The following is a 21,274-nucleotide window of genomic DNA, read 5'->3' on the forward strand; positions in this document are numbered from 1 at the left end:
GGCAACAAGTCTAATTTGTGTTCTGCGGAACATATCATTCGCCCCTCCATCTATAGCCAACACCGCGGACGGTCTGAATTCGCTTTTCGAATCCGGAAGGTGCAAGCTTTTTCCTTACATAATGGATGTACAGATCGACGATGCCTTCCATCGTCTCTGATTCGATTCCCCAGATGCGGTCAAAGATCTGTTGTTTGGTCAGGATCTGATTCCGGTTGGTAAGAAAGTATGCCAGAAGCTCGTACTCTTTCGAGGTCAGGCTGAGCGTGTCTCCATCAACCGTAGCTGTGTGCGCATTCACATCCAGTATAAGACCGTTATCGGTGATATTGCCCCCGTTGTCTATTTTTCTTGCACGACGCAACAGGGAGAAGATCCGGGCGATCAGCTCTTGGGTAGCAAATGGTTTGACCAGATAATCATCGGCTCCTGCATTCAAGCCACTAACTTTGTACCGTATACTGTCCTTTGCCGTCAACATGAGGATCGGTGCTGAAATGTCTGCCCCTTTCACTTTTTGGATGACAGAGATCCCGTCAAGCTCCGGGAGCATCCAATCCACAATGATCAGATCATACATATTGGTCAGGGCAAGCTCCAGCCCGTACTCGCCATTATCCGCCTGCTCCACCTTGAACCGTTCTTCTTCAATGACGGTCGTCAGGATTTCAAGTAGTGCTGGATCATCTTCTATGATTAAAATGTTCATATTAGACCACCTCCACATTCATTCCCATCAGTCTACTGGAGTTACATTAGAAAATCCTTATAAAAAATGCTTTTGCCGGGTGCAAATCATAGTAATGATCCCAATGGCATATGTTAAGTTTGTGTAGGGACTGAAGTCATATGTGTTGACAAATAAATTGAAAATTGTTACATTTTAATCAAAACCAACAAAAATGCTTGGAATTAGGAGTGAGGAGTAATGGTCAGAGTAGCTAACTCAATTTCGGAATTGATCGGGCAGACGCCGATTGTGAAACTGAATCGAATTGTGGATGATGGGAGTGCCGATGTCTACTTGAAGCTTGAATATATGAATCCGGGAAGCTCGGTAAAAGACCGGATTGCCCTTGCGATGATCGAGGCTGGTGAAGAAGCAGGCACATTGAAGGCTGGGGATACGATTGTTGAGCCGACGAGTGGGAATACGGGAATTGGCCTTGCCATGGTGGCTGCGGCGAAAGGGTACCGTGCCCTTCTTGTTATGCCTGATACGATGAGTATGGAGCGTCGCAACCTTCTGCGTGCCTACGGTGCCGAGCTTGTCTTGACGCCTGGGGCAGAAGGAATGGGTGGAGCGATCCGCAAAGCCGAAGAGCTTTCCAAGGAGAAGGGTTACTTCATGCCTCAGCAGTTTAAGAATACGGCCAATCCAAAGGTGCACCGTGAAACGACGGGGCCTGAGATTGTGGAGCAGATGGGCGATCAGCTCGACGCCTTCATCGCAGGGATCGGTACAGGTGGTACCATCACAGGTGTCGGTGAAGTCCTGAAAGAGAAATATCCCGATATCAAACTGTATGCTGTGGAGCCATCGGATTCCCCTGTGCTGTCAGGTGGTAAGCCGGGTCCTCATAAGATCCAGGGGATCGGTGCCGGTTTTGTTCCGGAGATCCTGAATACCTCCCTTTATGACGAGGTCATCCAGGTCGGGAAGGAAGAAGCGTTCGACTATGCAAGAAGAGCTGCAAGCGAAGAAGGGATCCTTGGCGGAATCTCATCCGGTGCGGCAATCTACGCGGCGAATGAAGTAGCGAAGAAGCTTGGGAAAGGGAAGAAGGTCCTTGCCATCATCCCAAGTAACGGAGAGCGCTATTTGAGCACGCCTCTCTATCAGTTCGACGAAGAGTGATATATGATGCGGCCGTGGAGCAGTCTTTGCTTCACGGCCGTTTTTTGCCTGTGATTTTCATATTATAATCGATGAAACCTTGTGCTTCTTCATGTATCATGAAAGAAGAAAAACATGAGGGAGTGTGGCCAATGCAGCACGTATACTTTCTGAAGCATCCATCATCCAAAGAACAATTTTTCGCATCATATGAACAGATAAGCCGTCGTGAATCACATCACGTCCTCCTGGAGAGCGGGCGCGGAGGAAGGTATAGCATCGCTGGCATCAGGCCCGAAGCTATTCTGACAGGACATTCCCACGGACTTGAAGTTGAACATGAAGGGTCAGTCGAGGTGCTTGAGGGGGATCCCCTCGTACAGCTGGAAGGGTGGCTGGCCCAAAGGAAAGCCCCGAGACAAGAAGAGCTCCCCGATTTTCAAGGGGGGGTAATCGGGTTCATCACCTATGACTATGCGAGGCAGATCGAACGCATCCCGAACATTGCTCATGATGATCAGTCCCTGCCTGATCTCTACTTTTATTATTTCAACGAGTGGGTGGTCTTTGATCATGAAACCGACTGCCTGTGGATCATGATGCTTTCTTCTTTGGGGGATGAGGGCGCCGAGGGAAGGCTGAAAGAACGGCTGGCTGAATGGAGCGCGCCTGCTGGGGTGACCACTGCCGGTGAAAATGAGTATGAACCTGGAGAGGTTCAAGTATCCATGAACGAAAAGGCTTTTTCAGATGCGGTCAGGAAGATCCAGGCGTACATCGCTCAAGGGGACGTATTCCAGGTTAACCTATCCGTACGACAATCACAGGATTTGAAAGTCGACCCGTTCCTGGTCTATAAAGAGCTCCGCCTTTTGAATCCTTCTCCATATATGAGCTACATGCATTCCCCGGAACTGCAGGTGGTATCAGGTTCTCCGGAGCTGCTCGTCAAAAAGCAGGGTCTTGAAGTCAGCACCCGGCCGATTGCCGGGACGCGCTCAAGAGGGGCAGACGATGAAGAAGACGCACGCCTTGCTTCCGAGCTCATCCACAATGAGAAGGAGCGTGCCGAGCACGTGATGCTCGTCGACCTTGAGCGCAACGACCTCGGAAGGGTCTGTGAGTATGGAACCGTGGAAGTGAATGAATTCATGGTCATTGAAAAATACTCCCACGTCATGCACATCGTGTCCAACGTGAGGGGAAGGATTCACGACACCAAGACAGGGGCGGACTTGATCCGCTCAGTGTTCCCAGGTGGGACGATTACTGGGGCCCCGAAGGTGAGGACGATGGAAATCATCGAGGAGCTGGAGCCTGTGAGAAGGGGGATCTATACGGGATCGGTCGGGTGGATCGGCGTGAACGGTGACATGGAACTGAATATTGTCATCCGCACAATGTTGGTGAAGGACGGAATCGGCCACATCCAGGCTGGAGCGGGTGTCGTCATCGACTCCAATCCTGCCCACGAGTACAAAGAATCCCTCAAGAAGGCAAAAGCTATGTGGGTGGCGAAGGACCGCGCGGAAGGAAGGGGAGTGAAGGCATGATCCTTATGATCGATAACTATGATTCATTTACGTATAATCTGGTTCAATTCCTCGGGGAGCTTGGTGAAGAGCTCATCGTGCGAAGGAATGACGACATAACGTTGGCAGAAATCGAGGAGTTGAATCCGGCCTATCTGATGATTTCTCCAGGACCGTGTACACCTGATGATGCAGGGATCAGTCTTGAGGCGATCCGGACCTTCAAGGGACGGATCCCCATCTTTGGTGTTTGCCTCGGCCACCAATCCATCGCCCAGGTATTCGGTGGAGAAGTGGTTCGGGCCGAACGGCTGATGCACGGCAAGGTCTCTCTTGTTCACCATGACGGAAGGACGATTTTCAAGGATCTTCCCGCTCCATTTGCCGCCACCAGGTATCATTCCTTGATTGTAAAGAGGGAGACGCTTCCTGACTGTCTGGAGATCACGGGTGAAACGGAAGAAGGGGAAATCATGGGGATCCGTCACAAGGAACTTCCCATCGAAGGCGTTCAGTTCCACCCCGAGTCCATTATGACCGAAGGCGGAAAGCAGCTCCTGGCAAACTTCCTTGCAACCTATAAAAGTGCTGGGGTGACGGTATAGGATGTATATCTACTTGAACGGTCAGATCATACACAGGGATGAAGCCCGCATATCACCATTCGATCATGGCTTCCTATACGGAATGGGCCTTTTTGAGACGTTCCGGACATATGGTGGGCATCCCTTCCTCATCGGAGACCATCTGGACAGGCTCTCAAGATCCCTCCAGGATATGAAGATCCACTGCTCCCTTCCTGAAAGCAAGGTCATGGGGATCGTGAAGGACCTACTTGAGCGGAATGGATGGGAAGACGCGTACTGCCGCCTGAATATCTCCGGTGGCCCGGGGGAAATCGGCCTTCCCTCAGCACCCTATGAGGATCCGACGATCATTCTGTTCCAGAAGCCCCTCCCTGACAAAGGAGCGGCTTCCAAAGAAGGAGTCTTCCTGTCATTGGCTCGCAATACACCTGAAACCGGTGAGCGGCTTAAATCCCACCACTACCTCAACAACATGGCAGGTAAAAGGGAAGTGGGCCCTTCCCCGGTCAAAGAGGGCATCTTCTTAACGGATGAAGGCTGGATTTGCGAAGGAGTGACGTCCAACCTCTTCTGGACGAAAGACGATGACCTATATACTCCTGCGGTCGGGACGGGGTTGCTTAATGGGATCACCCGCCGCTTCATTATAGCCCTGGCAGGAAAAGCGGGACTAAGGGTAAGAGAAGGGTATTATAAAAAGGAAGATCTTCTTGAAGCTGATGAAATTTTCTTCACCAACTCCGTTCAGGAAGTGGTACCGGTCCATCAAGTGGAAGAGACCCATTATCCCGGGGCAGAGGGAAGATGGACTGTGCATCTGCAACGGGAATATGGAGCCTGCACCTCCACCCTTACAAGAATCAGTGAATTGAGCTAGGAGGCAACAGCGGAATGAAGCAAGTAATCAAATGTGGAAAGTACGAACTCGATTTCAGCGCAAAGACGTTGATCATGGGAATCCTGAATGTAACCCCCGATTCCTTTTCGGACGGAGGGAAATACAATCATATAGAAGCGGCAGTGGAGCGTGCCAAGGAAATGGTGGACATGGGGGCGGATATCATCGATATCGGAGGCGAGTCCACCCGGCCGGGTTATGAACCTGTATCGGCCGAGGAAGAAATCGCACGCGTTGTCCCCGTCATTGAAGCGATCGCTTCCCGAGTCGACGTACCGATCTCGATTGATACATTCAAGGCAGAGACGGCGAGAAGGGCCATTGAAGCAGGTGCATCTATCATCAATGATGTATGGGGCGCAAAGAAGGATCCGGATATGGCGAGGGTTGCTGCCGGTGCGGGTGTCCCCATCATCCTGATGCACAACCGGGAGACGGAAGAATATGAAGACTTTGTCCGTGACAGCATCCAGGACATCCAGGAAAGCATTTTTCTCGTGAAACAGGCTGGGGTGAAGGATGATCAGATCATCCTCGATCCTGGCATTGGCTTTGCGAAAACGATGGATGACAACATGACGATGATGAGGAATCTTGATATTCTTGTGTCGCTGGGTTACCCTGTCCTTCTCGGTACATCGAAGAAGCGGTTGATTGGTCATGTCCTAGATCTTCCTGTCGACCAACGGATGGAAGGAACGGGTGCAACGGTATGTTACGGTATCCAGAAAGGCTGCCACATCGTGCGGATCCATGATGTGAAGGAAATGGCGAGGATGGCGAAAATGATGGACGCATTAGTCGGAAAGGGGAAGTGGAATGGATAAAATCTATGTGAACGAAATGGAATTCTACGGATATCACGGGGTGTTTGAAGAAGAGAACAAGCTGGGCCAGCGTTTCAGGGTGAGTGCCGAACTTCACCTGGATCTCAGCACATCCGGGAAGAGCGATAACCTGGAGGACTCGGTGAACTATGCTGAAATCTATACGGTCACCAAATCGGTTGTGGAGGGTGAGTCGCTGAATCTTGTAGAAGCAGTTGCTGAGAGGATTGCCGGCAACCTGCTTGAGTCTTTCCCGAGCGTTGCCGAGTGCAAGATCACCGTTATCAAGCCGGATCCCCCGATTCCCGGTCATTATAAATCCGTCGCCGTCGAAATCACCAGGGGCCGATAATATGTATACCGCTTACATTTCTCTCGGATCCAATATCGGGGATCGGGAGGCATATTTGGAAAAAGCCATTCAAATCCTCGGCAGTCATGGTAAGATAGAAGTCAAAAGGCTCTCTTCCATTTATGAAACAGAGCCCGTCGGATATACGGATCAAGGCGAGTTTTTGAACATGGTCATTGCAGTTCAAACCAGTTTGCGTCCAGAAACGCTGTTGCATCAATGCTTACAGGTGGAATTTGATCTTGGTCGGGAAAGGGAGTTCAAGTGGGGTCCGAGGATCATCGATCTTGACGTGCTGTTGTATGAACAAGAGACGATCGAAACCGCAGATCTTCTCATCCCCCACCCGAGGATGCAAGAAAGAGCTTTTGTCCTCATACCGCTGTTGGAGATCGCTCCCGGCCTGGAACATCCCTCATTCGGTGCCCCGTTGGAGAATCTTCTGGACGAAATACCTGATAAAGAAGGAGTTCGGCTATGGAAACAGATAAATGGGGAAGACGCATTCGTGCATTCAGGAAATTAAAAGGATTTACACAGGACGGTCTTGCAAAGGAACTCGGAGTGTCTGTCTCGGTCCTGGGAGAGATCGAGCGGGGGAGTCGTGTTCCGAGCGATGATTTTCTGACAAGTGTCTCCGAGGCATTGAGTATCCCGTTGGATGAGCTTTCCCCTTCGGACGATGAAGAGTGAATGTTGCCCATATCAACGGACGATTGGGATAAGCATAGAAGAAAGGCTTGAGAAGGTGAGCGGATGAACCCGCCTGCCCGATCGGCCTTTTTTGGATGTTTTTAGAAGCGGATACTTTAGGGGTGTTACAAACCGAGATATTGTGTAAAATAGTAGGGTATATAATTTAGACAGTCAGTGAAAGTAGATAGAATAGGAGTGAAACAAATGAGCGAAGAAATAAATGACCAGCTTCAGGTCAGACGCGACAAAATGGAAGCCATCCGCGAAAAAGGATTGGACCCATTCGGTAAACGTTTCGACCGTTCCCATAGCTCTCGTGAAATCAAATCTCAATTTGACGAGTTTTCAAAAGAAGAGCTTGAAGAGAAAGACATCACGGTAACCATCGCAGGACGGATCATGACGAAGCGTGGAAAAGGTAAGGCAGGATTCGCGCATCTTCAGGACCTCGAAGGCCAAGTGCAGATCTATGTCCGTAAAGACGCCATCGGTGAAGAGGCATATGAACTTTTCAATTCAGCAGACCTAGGGGACATCATCGGGGTAACCGGTACTGTCTTCAAAACGAAGGTCGGGGAACTTTCCGTCAAAGCGAAGGAATTCCGCCATCTATCAAAAGCCCTTCGCCCACTGCCTGAGAAGTTCCACGGACTCAAAGATGTTGAACAGCGTTACCGCCAACGCTATCTTGACCTCATCACAAGCCAGGAAAGCAAAGAAACTTTCATCGCAAGAAGCCGCATCATCCAGTCCATGAGACGCTACCTTGATACAAACGGCTATCTTGAAGTGGAAACACCAATGATGCACAGCATTGCAGGTGGAGCGTCCGCCCGCCCGTTCAAGACGCACCACAATGCCTTGGACATGCCATTATTCATGAGGATCGCCATCGAGCTTCATCTGAAGCGCCTCATTGTCGGCGGTCTTGAGAAGGTATACGAGATCGGACGCGTATTCCGTAACGAAGGCGTATCAACCCGCCACAATCCAGAGTTCACCATGATCGAACTGTATGAAGCCTATGCGGATTACCGTGATATCATGGCACTGACTGAGAACCTGGTTGCCCATATCGCAAAAGAGGTATTCGGTTCTACCACCGTCCCTTACGGTGACTACGAAGTGAACCTCGAACCGCAATGGACCCGTCTTCACATGGTGGATGCCGTCAAGGAACATTCCGGTGTAGACTTCTGGAAGGAAATGAGCGACGAAGAGGCTCGTGCACTTGCGAAAGAACATGGCATTGAAATCAAAGACAATATGACGTATGGCCACGTCGTGAATGAGTTCTTCGAACAGCTTGTAGAAGAAAAGCTTATTCAGCCTACCTTCATCTATGGTCATCCGGTTGCCATTTCTCCACTTGCGAAGAAGAACGACGAAGACCCAAGGTTCACGGATCGTTTCGAGTTGTTCATCGTCGGACGTGAGCACGCTAATGCCTTCACCGAGCTCAACGACCCTATCGACCAACGCGAGCGTTTTGAAGCTCAGTTGAAAGAACGGGAAGAAGGAAACGATGAGGCCCATATGATGGATGATGACTTCATTGAAGCACTAGAGTACGGTATGCCTCCTACAGGGGGACTTGGTATCGGGATCGACAGGCTTGTCATGCTGCTGACAAACTCCCCTTCGATCCGCGACGTCCTGCTCTTCCCACAAATGCGCCATCGCGACTGATCCATAAAAAAGGCTGCGGATATCCGCGGCCTTTTTTTATGCCTAAAATGGATGATGATTCTTATATATAGAAGCAATCGTTTTAGGGTAGGGCAATGGGCATTGTAGGGTTCGAAATGTTTTTTAACAAAGTTGATATAATATCGAAAAAAACTATTGCACACCCTTTGATATGGTGTTATAGTATTATCTGTTGCCGCAAACGAGCAACGCAGAAACAACCAGATGAAAATAACTTCTGAAAAAAAGTTGTTGACATTGAGATGAAAAACCTGTAACATTATAAGGGTTGCTTCAAACGAAGCAACGAACATTTGAACCTTGAAAACTGAACAAAACAAGACAAACACGTCAACGTTAATTCTAGATTTATTTTTAAAAGAGCTATTCAAACTTTTTATGGAGAGTTTGATCCTGGCTCAGGACGAACGCTGGCGGCGTGCCTAATACATGCAAGTCGAGCGGATCGATGGGAGCTTGCTCCCTGAGATCAGCGGCGGACGGGTGAGTAACACGTGGGTAACCTGCCTGTAAGACTGGGATAACTCCGGGAAACCGGGGCTAATACCGGATAACACCTACCCCCGCATGGGGGAAGGTTGAAAGGTGGCTTCGGCTATCACTTACAGATGGACCCGCGGCGCATTAGCTAGTTGGTGAGGTAATGGCTCACCAAGGCGACGATGCGTAGCCGACCTGAGAGGGTGATCGGCCACACTGGGACTGAGACACGGCCCAGACTCCTACGGGAGGCAGCAGTAGGGAATCTTCCGCAATGGACGAAAGTCTGACGGAGCAACGCCGCGTGAGTGAAGAAGGTTTTCGGATCGTAAAACTCTGTTGTTAGGGAAGAACAAGTGCCGTTCGAATAGGGCGGCGCCTTGACGGTACCTAACCAGAAAGCCACGGCTAACTACGTGCCAGCAGCCGCGGTAATACGTAGGTGGCAAGCGTTGTCCGGAATTATTGGGCGTAAAGCGCGCGCAGGTGGTTTCTTAAGTCTGATGTGAAAGCCCACGGCTCAACCGTGGAGGGTCATTGGAAACTGGGGAACTTGAGTGCAGAAGAGGAAAGTGGAATTCCAAGTGTAGCGGTGAAATGCGTAGATATTTGGAGGAACACCAGTGGCGAAGGCGACTTTCTGGTCTGTAACTGACACTGAGGCGCGAAAGCGTGGGGAGCAAACAGGATTAGATACCCTGGTAGTCCACGCCGTAAACGATGAGTGCTAAGTGTTAGAGGGTTTCCGCCCTTTAGTGCTGCAGCTAACGCATTAAGCACTCCGCCTGGGGAGTACGGTCGCAAGACTGAAACTCAAAGGAATTGACGGGGGCCCGCACAAGCGGTGGAGCATGTGGTTTAATTCGAAGCAACGCGAAGAACCTTACCAGGTCTTGACATCCTCTGACAACCCTAGAGATAGGGCTTTCCCCTTCGGGGGACAGAGTGACAGGTGGTGCATGGTTGTCGTCAGCTCGTGTCGTGAGATGTTGGGTTAAGTCCCGCAACGAGCGCAACCCTTGATCTTAGTTGCCAGCATTCAGTTGGGCACTCTAAGATGACTGCCGGTGACAAACCGGAGGAAGGTGGGGATGACGTCAAATCATCATGCCCCTTATGACCTGGGCTACACACGTGCTACAATGGACGGTACAAAGGGCTGCAAGACCGCGAGGTTTAGCCAATCCCATAAAACCGTTCTCAGTTCGGATTGTAGGCTGCAACTCGCCTACATGAAGCTGGAATCGCTAGTAATCGCGGATCAGCATGCCGCGGTGAATACGTTCCCGGGCCTTGTACACACCGCCCGTCACACCACGAGAGTTTGTAACACCCGAAGTCGGTGAGGTAACCTTTTGGAGCCAGCCGCCTAAGGTGGGACAGATGATTGGGGTGAAGTCGTAACAAGGTAGCCGTATCGGAAGGTGCGGCTGGATCACCTCCTTTCTAAGGAAGATTTACTTAAAACGTTTGACGACGTCGAAGTTTTGTTCAGTTTTGATGGTTTAAATCCATCTTCTATATTGTTCTTTGAAAACTAGATAAAGTTTTATTGATAGTCAAGAAATTACCGAGTATCGCCATTTTAGGTTTTTAACCAATTCGGTTAAGTTAATAAGGGCGCACGGTGGATGCCTTGGCACTAGGAGCCGACGAAGGACGGGACTAACACCGATATGCTTCGGGGAGCTGTAAGTGAGCTGATCCGAAGATTTCCGAATGGGGGAACCCACTGTTCGTAATGGAACAGTATCCTTGCTTGAATACATAGAGCATGGAAGGCAGACCCAGGGAACTGAAACATCTAAGTACCTGGAGGAAGAGAAAGCAAATGCGATTCCCTGAGTAGCGGCGAGCGAAACGGGATTAGCCCAAACCAAGAGGCTTGCCTCTTGGGGTTGTAGGACACTCTATACGGAGTTACAAAGGAACGGGGTAGACGAAGAAGTCTGGAAAGGCTCGTCAAAGAAGGTAACAACCCTGTAGTCGAAACTTCGTTCCCTCTTGAGTGGATCCTGAGTACGGCGGGACACGTGAAATCCCGTCGGAAGCTGGGAGGACCATCTCCCAAGGCTAAATACTCCCTAGTGACCGATAGTGAACCAGTACCGTGAGGGAAAGGTGAAAAGCACCCCGGAAGGGGAGTGAAATAGAACCTGAAACCGTGTGCCTACAAGTAGTCAGAGCCCGTTAACGGGTGATGGCGTGCCTTTTGTAGAATGAACCGGCGAGTTACGATCCCATGCAAGGTTAAGTTGAGAAGACGGAGCCGCAGCGAAAGCGAGTCTGAATAGGGCGAATGAGTATGTGGTCGTAGACCCGAAACCAGGTGATCTACCCATGTCCAGGATGAAGTCCAGGTAACACTGGATGGAGGTCCGAACCCACGCACGTTGAAAAGTGCGGGGATGAGGTGTGGGTAGCGGAGAAATTCCAATCGAACCTGGAGATAGCTGGTTCTCTCCGAAATAGCTTTAGGGCTAGCCTCATGTTGTAAGAGTCTTGGAGGTAGAGCACTGTTTGGACTAGGGGCCCTCATCGGGTTACCGAATTCAGACAAACTCCGAATGCCAAAGACTTATCCATGGGAGTCAGACTGCGAGTGATAAGATCCGTAGTCGAAAGGGAAACAGCCCAGACCACCAGCTAAGGTCCCAAAGTATACGTTAAGTGGAAAAGGATGTGGAGTTGCTTAGACAACCAGGATGTTGGCTTAGAAGCAGCCACCATTTAAAGAGTGCGTAATAGCTCACTGGTCGAGTGACTCTGCGCCGAAAATGTACCGGGGCTAAACGTATCACCGAAGCTGTGGATTGACACCGTTTGGTGTCAGTGGTAGGAGAGCGTTCTAAGGACTGCGAAGCTAGACCGTAAGGACTGGTGGAGTGCTTAGAAGTGAGAATGCCGGTATGAGTAGCGAAAGATGGGTGAGAATCCCATCCACCGAATGCCTAAGGTTTCCTGAGGAAGGCTCGTCCGCTCAGGGTTAGTCGGGACCTAAGTCGAGGCCGATAGGCGTAGACGATGGACAACAGGTTGATATTCCTGTACCACCTTTCTTCCATTTGAGCAATGGGGGGACGCAGGAGGATAGGGTAAGCGCACTGCTGGATATGTGCGTCTAAGCAGTTAGGCTGATGATGAGGCAAATCCCATCATCGTGAAGGCTGAGCTGTGATAGCGAGCGAATTATAGTAGCGAAGTTCCTGATTCCACACTGCCAAGAAAAGCCTCTAGCGAGGAAGATGGTGCCCGTACCGCAAACCGACACAGGTAGGCGAGGAGAGAATCCTAAGGTGAGCGAGAGAACTCTCGTTAAGGAACTCGGCAAAATGACCCCGTAACTTCGGGAGAAGGGGTGCTCTGGTAGGGTGCAAGCCCGAGAGAGCCGCAGTGAATAGGCCCAGGCGACTGTTTAGCAAAAACACAGGTCTCTGCGAAGCCGTAAGGCGAAGTATAGGGGCTGACGCCTGCCCGGTGCTGGAAGGTTAAGAGGAGTGCTTAGCGCAAGCGAAGGTGCGAATCGAAGCCCCAGTAAACGGCGGCCGTAACTATAACGGTCCTAAGGTAGCGAAATTCCTTGTCGGGTAAGTTCCGACCCGCACGAAAGGCGTAACGATCTGGGCACTGTCTCAACGAGAGACTCGGTGAAATTATAGTACCTGTGAAGATGCAGGTTACCCGCGACAGGACGGAAAGACCCCGTGGAGCTTTACTGTAGCCTGATATTGAATTTTGGCACAGCTTGTACAGGATAGGTAGGAGCCTTGGAAGCCGGAGCGCTAGCTTCGGTGGAGGCGTCGGTGGGATACTACCCTGGCTGTGTTGACATTCTAACCCGCGCCCCTTATCGGGGTGGGAGACAGTGTCAGGTGGGCAGTTTGACTGGGGCGGTCGCCTCCTAAAGAGTAACGGAGGCGCCCAAAGGTTCCCTCAGAATGGTTGGAAATCATTCGCAGAGTGTAAAGGCACAAGGGAGCTTGACTGCGAGACCTACAAGTCGAGCAGGGACGAAAGTCGGGCTTAGTGATCCGGTGGTTCCGCATGGAAGGGCCATCGCTCAACGGATAAAAGCTACCCCGGGGATAACAGGCTTATCTCCCCCAAGAGTCCACATCGACGGGGAGGTTTGGCACCTCGATGTCGGCTCATCGCATCCTGGGGCTGTAGTCGGTCCCAAGGGTTGGGCTGTTCGCCCATTAAAGCGGTACGCGAGCTGGGTTCAGAACGTCGTGAGACAGTTCGGTCCCTATCCGTCGTGGGCGCAGGAAATTTGAGAGGAGCTGTCCTTAGTACGAGAGGACCGGGATGGACGCACCGCTGGTGTACCAGTTGTCTTGCCAAAGGCATCGCTGGGTAGCTATGTGCGGAAGGGATAAGTGCTGAAAGCATCTAAGCATGAAGCCCCCCTCGAGATGAGATTTCCCATCACTTTATGTGAGTAAGATCCCTGAAAGATGATCAGGTAGATAGGTCAGAGGTGGAAGTGTGGCGACACATGGAGCTGACTGATACTAATCGATCGAGGACTTAACCAAAGTAAGACGAAGGAGGCGCTTCGCGTCTCCCGGACTGGACGATACGCCGGTAATGATTGACTATCAACCCTTTATCTAGTTTTGAAAGAACAATTCTTTCAATGGAATACCTGTCTGGTGACATTGGCGAAGAGGTCACACCCGTTCCCATGCCGAACACGGAAGTTAAGCTCTTCAGCGCCGATGGTAGTTGGGGGATCTCCCCCTGTGAGAGTAGGACGTCGCCAGGCGGTACATACGGAGGATTAGCTCAGCTGGGAGAGCATCTGCCTTACAAGCAGAGGGTCGGCGGTTCGATCCCGTCATCCTCCACCATAGTTTTTTCACGAAGCGTTAGCGAAGTGAAAATAACGTACCATAAAGAAGCTTTAACCTTTGCAATGTAGCTAAGGCAAAGCAAAAAGAATACACCATACACCTTGCCGGTGTAGCTCAACTGGTAGAGCAACTGACTTGTAATCAGTAGGTTGGGGGTTCAAGTCCTCTTGCCGGCACCACTTTTTTATGTTCTTTTGTATTTTCTTATGGGTATTTGTCCATTATAGAAAAGCAGCACGAGCCATTAGCTCAGTTGGTAGAGCATCTGACTTTTAATCAGAGGGTCGAAGGTTCGAATCCTTCATGGCTCACCATTTATATCATGCGGGTGTGGCGGAATTGGCAGACGCACCAGACTTAGGATCTGGCGCCGCAAGGCGTGGGGGTTCAAGTCCCTTCACCCGCACCATATGCGGAAGTAGTTCAGTGGTAGAACACCACCTTGCCAAGGTGGGGGTCGCGGGTTCGAATCCCGTCTTCCGCTCCATAATTGCCCTAGCCGGGGTGGCGGAACTGGCAGACGCACAGGACTTAAAATCCTGCGGTAGGTGACTACCGTACCGGTTCGATTCCGGTCCTCGGCACCAGTGAATTTCATATATGCGCCCGTAGCTCAATTGGATAGAGCGTTTGACTACGGATCAAAAGGTTAGGGGTTCGACTCCTCTCGGGCGCGCCATAATCGGGAAGTAGCTCAGCTTGGTAGAGCACTTGGTTTGGGACCAAGGGGTCGCAGGTTCGAATCCTGTCTTCCCGACCACTTTCTTTGGGGCCTTAGCTCAGCTGGGAGAGCGCCTGCTTTGCACGCAGGAGGTCAGCGGTTCGATCCCGCTAGGCTCCACCAATAAAATCATAAAAAAGTGTTGACAACTTGGTTGGAAACATGATAAGATGATTAAGTTGCTCAAGAAAAGCAACGAACATTTGAACCTTGAAAACTGAACAAAACAAGACAAACACGTCAACGTTAATTCTAGATTTATTTTAAAAGAGCTATTCAAACTTTTTATGGAGAGTTTGATCCTGGCTCAGGACGAACGCTGGCGGCGTGCCTAATACATGCAAGTCGAGCGGATCGATGGGAGCTTGCTCCCTGAGATCAGCGGCGGACGGGTGAGTAACACGTGGGTAACCTGCCTGTAAGACTGGGATAACTCCGGGAAACCGGGGCTAATACCGGATAACACCTACCCCCGCATGGGGGAAGGTTGAAAGGTGGCTTCGGCTATCACTTACAGATGGACCCGCGGCGCATTAGCTAGTTGGTGAGGTAATGGCTCACCAAGGCGACGATGCGTAGCCGACCTGAGAGGGTGATCGGCCACACTGGGACTGAGACACGGCCCAGACTCCTACGGGAGGCAGCAGTAGGGAATCTTCCGCAATGGACGAAAGTCTGACGGAGCAACGCCGCGTGAGTGAAGAAGGTTTTCGGATCGTAAAACTCTGTTGTTAGGGAAGAACAAGTGCCGTTCGAATAGGGCGGCGCCTTGACGGTACCTAACCAGAAAGCCACGGCTAACTACGTGCCAGCAGCCGCGGTAATACGTAGGTGGCAAGCGTTGTCCGGAATTATTGGGCGTAAAGCGCGCGCAGGTGGTTTCTTAAGTCTGATGTGAAAGCCCACGGCTCAACCGTGGAGGGTCATTGGAAACTGGGGAACTTGAGTGCAGAAGAGGAAAGTGGAATTCCAAGTGTAGCGGTGAAATGCGTAGATATTTGGAGGAACACCAGTGGCGAAGGCGACTTTCTGGTCTGTAACTGACACTGAGGCGCGAAAGCGTGGGGAGCAAACAGGATTAGATACCCTGGTAGTCCACGCCGTAAACGATGAGTGCTAAGTGTTAGAGGGTTTCCGCCCTTTAGTGCTGCAGCTAACGCATTAAGCACTCCGCCTGGGGAGTACGGTCGCAAGACTGAAACTCAAAGGAATTGACGGGGGCCCGCACAAGCGGTGGAGCATGTGGTTTAATTCGAAGCAACGCGAAGAACCTTACCAGGTCTTGACATCCTCTGACAACCCTAGAGATAGGGCTTTCCCCTTCGGGGGACAGAGTGACAGGTGGTGCATGGTTGTCGTCAGCTCGTGTCGTGAGATGTTGGGTTAAGTCCCGCAACGAGCGCAACCCTTGATCTTAGTTGCCAGCATTCAGTTGGGCACTCTAAGATGACTGCCGGTGACAAACCGGAGGAAGGTGGGGATGACGTCAAATCATCATGCCCCTTATGACCTGGGCTACACACGTGCTACAATGGACGGTACAAAGGGCTGCAAGACCGCGAGGTTTAGCCAATCCCATAAAACCGTTCTCAGTTCGGATTGTAGGCTGCAACTCGCCTACATGAAGCTGGAATCGCTAGTAATCGCGGATCAGCATGCCGCGGTGAATACGTTCCCGGGCCTTGTACACACCGCCCGTCACACCACGAGAGTTTGTAACACCCGAAGTCGGTGAGGTAACCTTTTGGAGCCAGCCGCCTAAGGTGGGACAGATGATTGGGGTGAAGTCGTAACAAGGTAGCCGTATCGGAAGGTGCGGCTGGATCACCTCCTTTCTAAGGAAGATTTACTTAAAACGTTTGACGACGTCGAAGTTTTGTTCAGTTTTGATGGTTTAAATCCATCTTCTATATTGTTCTTTGAAAACTAGATAAAGTTTTATTGATAGTCAAGAAATTACCGAGTATCGCCATTTTAGGTTTTTAACCAATTCGGTTAAGTTAATAAGGGCGCACGGTGGATGCCTTGGCACTAGGAGCCGACGAAGGACGGGACTAACACCGATATGCTTCGGGGAGCTGTAAGTGAGCTGATCCGAAGATTTCCGAATGGGGGAACCCACTGTTCGTAATGGAACAGTATCCTTGCTTGAATACATAGAGCATGGAAGGCAGACCCAGGGAACTGAAACATCTAAGTACCTGGAGGAAGAGAAAGCAAATGCGATTCCCTGAGTAGCGGCGAGCGAAACGGGATTAGCCCAAACCAAGAGGCTTGCCTCTTGGGGTTGTAGGACACTCTATACGGAGTTACAAAGGAACGGGGTAGACGAAGAAGTCTGGAAAGGCTCGTCAAAGAAGGTAACAACCCTGTAGTCGAAACTTCGTTCCCTCTTGAGTGGATCCTGAGTACGGCGGGACACGTGAAATCCCGTCGGAAGCTGGGAGGACCATCTCCCAAGGCTAAATACTCCCTAGTGACCGATAGTGAACCAGTACCGTGAGGGAAAGGTGAAAAGCACCCCGGAAGGGGAGTGAAATAGAACCTGAAACCGTGTGCCTACAAGTAGTCAGAGCCCGTTAACGGGTGATGGCGTGCCTTTTGTAGAATGAACCGGCGAGTTACGATCCCATGCAAGGTTAAGTTGAGAAGACGGAGCCGCAGCGAAAGCGAGTCTGAATAGGGCGAATGAGTATGTGGTCGTAGACCCGAAACCAGGTGATCTACCCATGTCCAGGATGAAGTCCAGGTAACACTGGATGGAGGTCCGAACCCACGCACGTTGAAAAGTGCGGGGATGAGGTGTGGGTAGCGGAGAAATTCCAATCGAACCTGGAGATAGCTGGTTCTCTCCGAAATAGCTTTAGGGCTAGCCTCATGTTGTAAGAGTCTTGGAGGTAGAGCACTGTTTGGACTAGGGGCCCTCATCGGGTTACCGAATTCAGACAAACTCCGAATGCCAAAGACTTATCCATGGGAGTCAGACTGCGAGTGATAAGATCCGTAGTCGAAAGGGAAACAGCCCAGACCACCAGCTAAGGTCCCAAAGTATACGTTAAGTGGAAAAGGATGTGGAGTTGCTTAGACAACCAGGATGTTGGCTTAGAAGCAGCCACCATTTAAAGAGTGCGTAATAGCTCACTGGTCGAGTGACTCTGCGCCGAAAATGTACCGGGGCTAAACGTATCACCGAAGCTGTGGATTGACACCGTTTGGTGTCAGTGGTAGGAGAGCGTTCTAAGGACTGCGAAGCTAGACCGTAAGGACTGGTGGAGTGCTTAGAAGTGAGAATGCCGGTATGAGTAGCGAAAGATGGGTGAGAATCCCATCCACCGAATGCCTAAGGTTTCCTGAGGAAGGCTCGTCCGCTCAGGGTTAGTCGGGACCTAAGTCGAGGCCGATAGGCGTAGACGATGGACAACAGGTTGATATTCCTGTACCACCTTTCTTCCATTTGAGCAATGGGGGGACGCAGGAGGATAGGGTAAGCGCACTGCTGGATATGTGCGTCTAAGCAGTTAGGCTGATGATGAGGCAAATCCCATCATCGTGAAGGCTGAGCTGTGATAGCGAGCGAATTATAGTAGCGAAGTTCCTGATTCCACACTGCCAAGAAAAGCCTCTAGCGAGGAAGATGGTGCCCGTACCGCAAACCGACACAGGTAGGCGAGGAGAGAATCCTAAGGTGAGCGAGAGAACTCTCGTTAAGGAACTCGGCAAAATGACCCCGTAACTTCGGGAGAAGGGGTGCTCTGGTAGGGTGCAAGCCCGAGAGAGCCGCAGTGAATAGGCCCAGGCGACTGTTTAGCAAAAACACAGGTCTCTGCGAAGCCGTAAGGCGAAGTATAGGGGCTGACGCCTGCCCGGTGCTGGAAGGTTAAGAGGAGTGCTTAGCGCAAGCGAAGGTGCGAATCGAAGCCCCAGTAAACGGCGGCCGTAACTATAACGGTCCTAAGGTAGCGAAATTCCTTGTCGGGTAAGTTCCGACCCGCACGAAAGGCGTAACGATCTGGGCACTGTCTCAACGAGAGACTCGGTGAAATTATAGTACCTGTGAAGATGCAGGTTACCCGCGACAGGACGGAAAGACCCCGTGGAGCTTTACTGTAGCCTGATATTGAATTTTGGCACAGCTTGTACAGGATAGGTAGGAGCCTTGGAAGCCGGAGCGCTAGCTTCGGTGGAGGCGTCGGTGGGATACTACCCTGGCTGTGTTGACATTCTAACCCGCGCCCCTTATCGGGGTGGGAGACAGTGTCAGGTGGGCAGTTTGACTGGGGCGGTCGCCTCCTAAAGAGTAACGGAGGCGCCCAAAGGTTCCCTCAGAATGGTTGGAAATCATTCGCAGAGTGTAAAGGCACAAGGGAGCTTGACTGCGAGACCTACAAGTCGAGCAGGGACGAAAGTCGGGCTTAGTGATCCGGTGGTTCCGCATGGAAGGGCCATCGCTCAACGGATAAAAGCTACCCCGGGGATAACAGGCTTATCTCCCCCAAGAGTCCACATCGACGGGGAGGTTTGGCACCTCGATGTCGGCTCATCGCATCCTGGGGCTGTAGTCGGTCCCAAGGGTTGGGCTGTTCGCCCATTAAAGCGGTACGCGAGCTGGGTTCAGAACGTCGTGAGACAGTTCGGTCCCTATCCGTCGTGGGCGCAGGAAATTTGAGAGGAGCTGTCCTTAGTACGAGAGGACCGGGATGGACGCACCGCTGGTGTACCAGTTGTCTTGCCAAAGGCATCGCTGGGTAGCTATGTGCGGAAGGGATAAGTGCTGAAAGCATCTAAGCATGAAGCCCCCCTCGAGATGAGATTTCCCATCACTTTATGTGAGTAAGATCCCTGAAAGATGATCAGGTAGATAGGTCAGAGGTGGAAGTGTGGCGACACATGGAGCTGACTGATACTAATCGATCGAGGACTTAACCAAAGTAAGACGAAGGAGGCGCTTCGCGTCTCCCGGACTGGACGATACGCCGGTAATGATTGACTATCAACCCTTTATCTAGTTTTGAAAGAACAATTCTTTCAATGGAATACCTGTCTGGTGACATTGGCGAAGAGGTCACACCCGTTCCCATGCCGAACACGGAAGTTAAGCTCTTCAGCGCCGATGGTAGTTGGGGGATCTCCCCCTGTGAGAGTAGGACGTCGCCAGGCAATAGAGAGAAAAGCAGCTCATTTGATGGGCTGCTTTTTTTGTGGTGTTTTCTGTTGGCGGGGATTGTTGGTGGTAATGTTGGTCGTGATGTTGGTCGTTTGAAATTGGGTGTGTAGAAAGATGTTGGTTAGAGAGATAGGTGAAGATCGCAGGTTGAACGGGTTGGTTAGGAGGGCGAGATTACGGTTAATGTATGGGCTGAGATGAGATTGGTGAGCAAGGGCGAAGAGACAGACTTTTAGAGATTTAATGACCTGTGGGAGTATGTGATCACCCAAGTGGGTTGGACAGAGGTGTTATCTGGAGATGAGGCTAAGGGGGAGCACTTATTTGCGACTTTTTTGCGTTCCAAGCGAAGGGAGACCGATACGTGCGAACAGGGTTCTGATATTAGCGATGTTTTTCCAAGTAATGGGTCATTTTTCACTCCTGACACCGTTCGACATTTTTTACAACGCCTATGGAGGACTTTGAGCCTCCTGGACCCACCGTTCTCCTCCGCCCGCCAAAAATATCAGCGGAAATTAATCATTTATTTGCGATATTTTTAATCCTATTTGCGAAAATCAACTTTTTACCTGCGAAATCGATCATCGCCCGTTTTCCTATTTGCGATTCATTCCCTTTATGTGCGAACGGCCGCATATACTTGCGGAACCCTAATCGTATATGCAATTCTAATTCAAATAAAAATCCTTCCTAAAATCACCTAAACCATTCCAATAGTTGGCGCTCTGTCTGTGTACAACCCTTAAGAAATATGTTATTGACGCTCCAAAATGACACAGTCCCCTCTATTGAAAACCATCAAAATTCGTTACCCTCTCATTCTGAAAACATATATAGGTCCAGAATCTAAATGATATAACCCTACATTTCAAAATGTACTACACTCCCGCCCTTCAACATCCAGTTCCTCTACTGAACTCTTCCAAAAACCCTGCACATCCAAAGAAGGACTAACCCCACACAAAGTCGAATATACACCTAATTCGAATTTTCCGTTTTTAATCGATCTTCACGTTTAAAATACCTCCCAAACAGAAAAGCTTTTAAGGCTATGCTTCTTCATTGCAAAGATGGAAGCCCGGTTGTATAATTATAGTCAAATATAGTCAAAGTCAAATGAGGAGGAGGTTTAATGAGAAATATATCCGACATCATTGAACATTACCTGAAGAATGTATTGGATTTAAGTGAATCTGAAATCGTCGAAATCAAAAGAAGTGAGATCGCTGATAAGTTCCAATGTGTTCCTTCTCAAATAAATTATGTGATCAATACCCGCTTCACCATCGAGAAGGGGTATGTGGTCGAGAGTAAGCGAGGGGGAGGCGGCTACATCCGCATCATGCGGGTGAAGGCTCATGATCAGCTGCATCTTATTGATCAGCTGGTGGCCCTCATTACTCAGAAAATCAGTCAGAATACGGCGGCTGATATCGTTTTCCGACTCGTGGAAGAGGATATAATATCTGAAAGAGAGGCAAAGATCATGCTGAGCGTCATGGATCGATCCGTGATCATGGTCGAGTTGCCTGAACGGGATATACTGCGGGGCAGGATGCTCCGGGCTATGCTGGATACGCTAAAATACGAGTAAGAATGTAAGAGGTGAAT

Annotated in this window: 11 protein-coding genes, 9 tRNA genes and 6 rRNA genes; 25 read left to right on the top strand and 1 reads right to left on the bottom strand. The window is 50.5% G+C overall.

Translation table 11 applies throughout. The features are described from left to right. Positions 1-34: 34 nt before the first annotated feature. On the bottom strand, positions 35-709 hold the full coding sequence (locus tag K6T23_RS00485; RefSeq protein WP_238283390.1) for a response regulator transcription factor: 675 nt from the start codon (positions 707-709) through the stop codon (positions 35-37). Positions 710-928: 219 nt separating this feature from the next. Here K6T23_RS00485 and cysK point away from each other — a divergent pair, with 219 nt between their 5' ends. The 25 genes from cysK (at position 929) to K6T23_RS00610 (ending at position 21,257) form a co-directional block, all read left to right on the top strand. Beyond that, positions 929-1,858, top strand: a complete 930-nt coding sequence (gene cysK / locus K6T23_RS00490) for a cysteine synthase A (RefSeq protein ID WP_079513592.1) — start codon at positions 929-931, stop codon at positions 1,856-1,858. A 131-nt stretch (positions 1,859-1,989) separates the two neighbouring features. After that, complete coding sequence (pabB, locus tag K6T23_RS00495; protein ID WP_238283391.1) at positions 1,990-3,390, top strand: aminodeoxychorismate synthase, component I; 1,401 nt, start codon at positions 1,990-1,992, stop codon at positions 3,388-3,390. After that, positions 3,387-3,974, top strand: a complete 588-nt coding sequence (pabA, locus tag K6T23_RS00500; RefSeq protein ID WP_079513596.1) for an aminodeoxychorismate/anthranilate synthase component II — start codon at positions 3,387-3,389, stop codon at positions 3,972-3,974. The genes pabB and pabA overlap by 4 nt, the downstream gene beginning before the upstream one ends. Position 3,975: 1 nt before the next feature. Next, entirely contained in the window at positions 3,976-4,833 is an 858-nt protein-coding gene (pabC, locus tag K6T23_RS00505; RefSeq protein ID WP_420493487.1) for an aminodeoxychorismate lyase, read from the top strand. Positions 4,834-4,847: 14 nt separating this feature from the next. After that, positions 4,848-5,681 (top strand): dihydropteroate synthase, encoded by an 834-nt coding sequence (gene folP / locus K6T23_RS00510; RefSeq protein ID WP_056541735.1) that lies wholly within the window; start codon positions 4,848-4,850, stop codon positions 5,679-5,681. Beyond that, positions 5,674-6,033 carry a dihydroneopterin aldolase gene (gene folB / locus K6T23_RS00515; RefSeq protein ID WP_056541738.1) on the top strand — a complete coding sequence of 120 codons (360 nt, stop codon included), beginning with the start codon at positions 5,674-5,676 and terminating at the stop codon, positions 6,031-6,033. Before folP ends, folB begins: the two co-directional genes overlap by 8 nt. Position 6,034: 1 nt before the next feature. Continuing rightward, on the top strand, positions 6,035-6,559 hold the full coding sequence (gene folK / locus K6T23_RS00520) for a 2-amino-4-hydroxy-6-hydroxymethyldihydropteridine diphosphokinase (RefSeq protein WP_056541741.1): 525 nt from the start codon (positions 6,035-6,037) through the stop codon (positions 6,557-6,559). Beyond that, positions 6,511-6,726, top strand: a complete 216-nt coding sequence (locus K6T23_RS00525; RefSeq protein WP_079513606.1) for a helix-turn-helix domain-containing protein — start codon at positions 6,511-6,513, stop codon at positions 6,724-6,726. The genes folK and K6T23_RS00525 overlap by 49 nt, the downstream gene beginning before the upstream one ends. 207 nt (positions 6,727-6,933) lie before the next feature. Then, positions 6,934-8,418 (top strand): lysine--tRNA ligase, encoded by a 1,485-nt coding sequence (gene lysS / locus K6T23_RS00530; protein ID WP_048007746.1) that lies wholly within the window; start codon positions 6,934-6,936, stop codon positions 8,416-8,418. 396 nt (positions 8,419-8,814) lie between these two features. Beyond that, positions 8,815-10,365: ribosomal RNA gene (locus K6T23_RS00535) — 16S ribosomal RNA — on the top strand. Between the two features lie 158 nt (positions 10,366-10,523). Next, positions 10,524-13,457, top strand: a 23S ribosomal RNA gene (locus tag K6T23_RS00540). Positions 13,458-13,570: 113 nt separating this feature from the next. Further along, a 5S ribosomal RNA gene (gene rrf / locus K6T23_RS00545) occupies positions 13,571-13,687 on the top strand. A gap of 9 nt (positions 13,688-13,696) precedes the next feature. After that, positions 13,697-13,772, top strand: a tRNA-Val gene (locus tag K6T23_RS00550). Between the two features lie 106 nt (positions 13,773-13,878). Beyond that, positions 13,879-13,954, top strand: a tRNA-Thr gene (locus K6T23_RS00555). A gap of 59 nt (positions 13,955-14,013) precedes the next feature. Next, positions 14,014-14,089: transfer RNA gene (locus K6T23_RS00560), tRNA-Lys, on the top strand. A gap of 10 nt (positions 14,090-14,099) precedes the next feature. Next, positions 14,100-14,184 (top strand) — tRNA-Leu (locus K6T23_RS00565). Between the two features lie 3 nt (positions 14,185-14,187). Beyond that, positions 14,188-14,262, top strand: a tRNA-Gly gene (locus tag K6T23_RS00570). 11 nt (positions 14,263-14,273) lie between these two features. Continuing rightward, a tRNA-Leu gene (locus tag K6T23_RS00575) sits at positions 14,274-14,362 on the top strand. Between the two features lie 15 nt (positions 14,363-14,377). Then, positions 14,378-14,454: transfer RNA gene (locus tag K6T23_RS00580), tRNA-Arg, on the top strand. 4 nt (positions 14,455-14,458) lie between these two features. Beyond that, positions 14,459-14,535: transfer RNA gene (locus K6T23_RS00585), tRNA-Pro, on the top strand. 8 nt (positions 14,536-14,543) lie between these two features. After that, positions 14,544-14,619 (top strand) — tRNA-Ala (locus K6T23_RS00590). A gap of 161 nt (positions 14,620-14,780) precedes the next feature. After that, positions 14,781-16,331: ribosomal RNA gene (locus K6T23_RS00595) — 16S ribosomal RNA — on the top strand. A gap of 158 nt (positions 16,332-16,489) precedes the next feature. Then, a 23S ribosomal RNA gene (locus tag K6T23_RS00600) occupies positions 16,490-19,423 on the top strand. Between the two features lie 113 nt (positions 19,424-19,536). After that, positions 19,537-19,653: ribosomal RNA gene (gene rrf, locus K6T23_RS00605) — 5S ribosomal RNA — on the top strand. The 16S, 23S and 5S rRNA genes sit together here with 9 tRNA genes alongside, the layout of an rRNA operon. 1,142 nt (positions 19,654-20,795) lie before the next feature. Next, entirely contained in the window at positions 20,796-21,257 is a 462-nt protein-coding gene (locus K6T23_RS00610; protein WP_056541759.1) for a CtsR family transcriptional regulator, read from the top strand. Positions 21,258-21,274: the final 17 nt, after the last annotated feature.

This window comes from Rossellomorea marisflavi, assembly GCF_022170785.1.
Lineage (GTDB): Bacteria > Bacillota > Bacilli > Bacillales > Bacillaceae_B > Rossellomorea > Rossellomorea marisflavi_B.

Coding starts and splice junctions, on each gene's coding strand:
- K6T23_RS00610 (WP_056541759.1), top strand. CDS start 20,796: ATGAGAAATATATCCGACATCATTGAACATTACCTGAAGAATGTATTG.
- cysK (WP_079513592.1), top strand. CDS start 929: ATGGTCAGAGTAGCTAACTCAATTTCGGAATTGATCGGGCAGACGCCG.
- K6T23_RS00485 (WP_238283390.1), bottom strand. CDS start 709: ATGAACATTTTAATCATAGAAGATGATCCAGCACTACTTGAAATCCTG.
- K6T23_RS00525 (WP_079513606.1), top strand. CDS start 6,511: ATGGAAACAGATAAATGGGGAAGACGCATTCGTGCATTCAGGAAATTA.
- folB (WP_056541738.1), top strand. CDS start 5,674: ATGGATAAAATCTATGTGAACGAAATGGAATTCTACGGATATCACGGG.
- pabC (WP_420493487.1), top strand. CDS start 3,976: ATGTATATCTACTTGAACGGTCAGATCATACACAGGGATGAAGCCCGC.
- pabA (WP_079513596.1), top strand. CDS start 3,387: ATGATCCTTATGATCGATAACTATGATTCATTTACGTATAATCTGGTT.
- pabB (WP_238283391.1), top strand. CDS start 1,990: ATGCAGCACGTATACTTTCTGAAGCATCCATCATCCAAAGAACAATTT.
- folP (WP_056541735.1), top strand. CDS start 4,848: ATGAAGCAAGTAATCAAATGTGGAAAGTACGAACTCGATTTCAGCGCA.
- folK (WP_056541741.1), top strand. CDS start 6,035: ATGTATACCGCTTACATTTCTCTCGGATCCAATATCGGGGATCGGGAG.
- lysS (WP_048007746.1), top strand. CDS start 6,934: ATGAGCGAAGAAATAAATGACCAGCTTCAGGTCAGACGCGACAAAATG.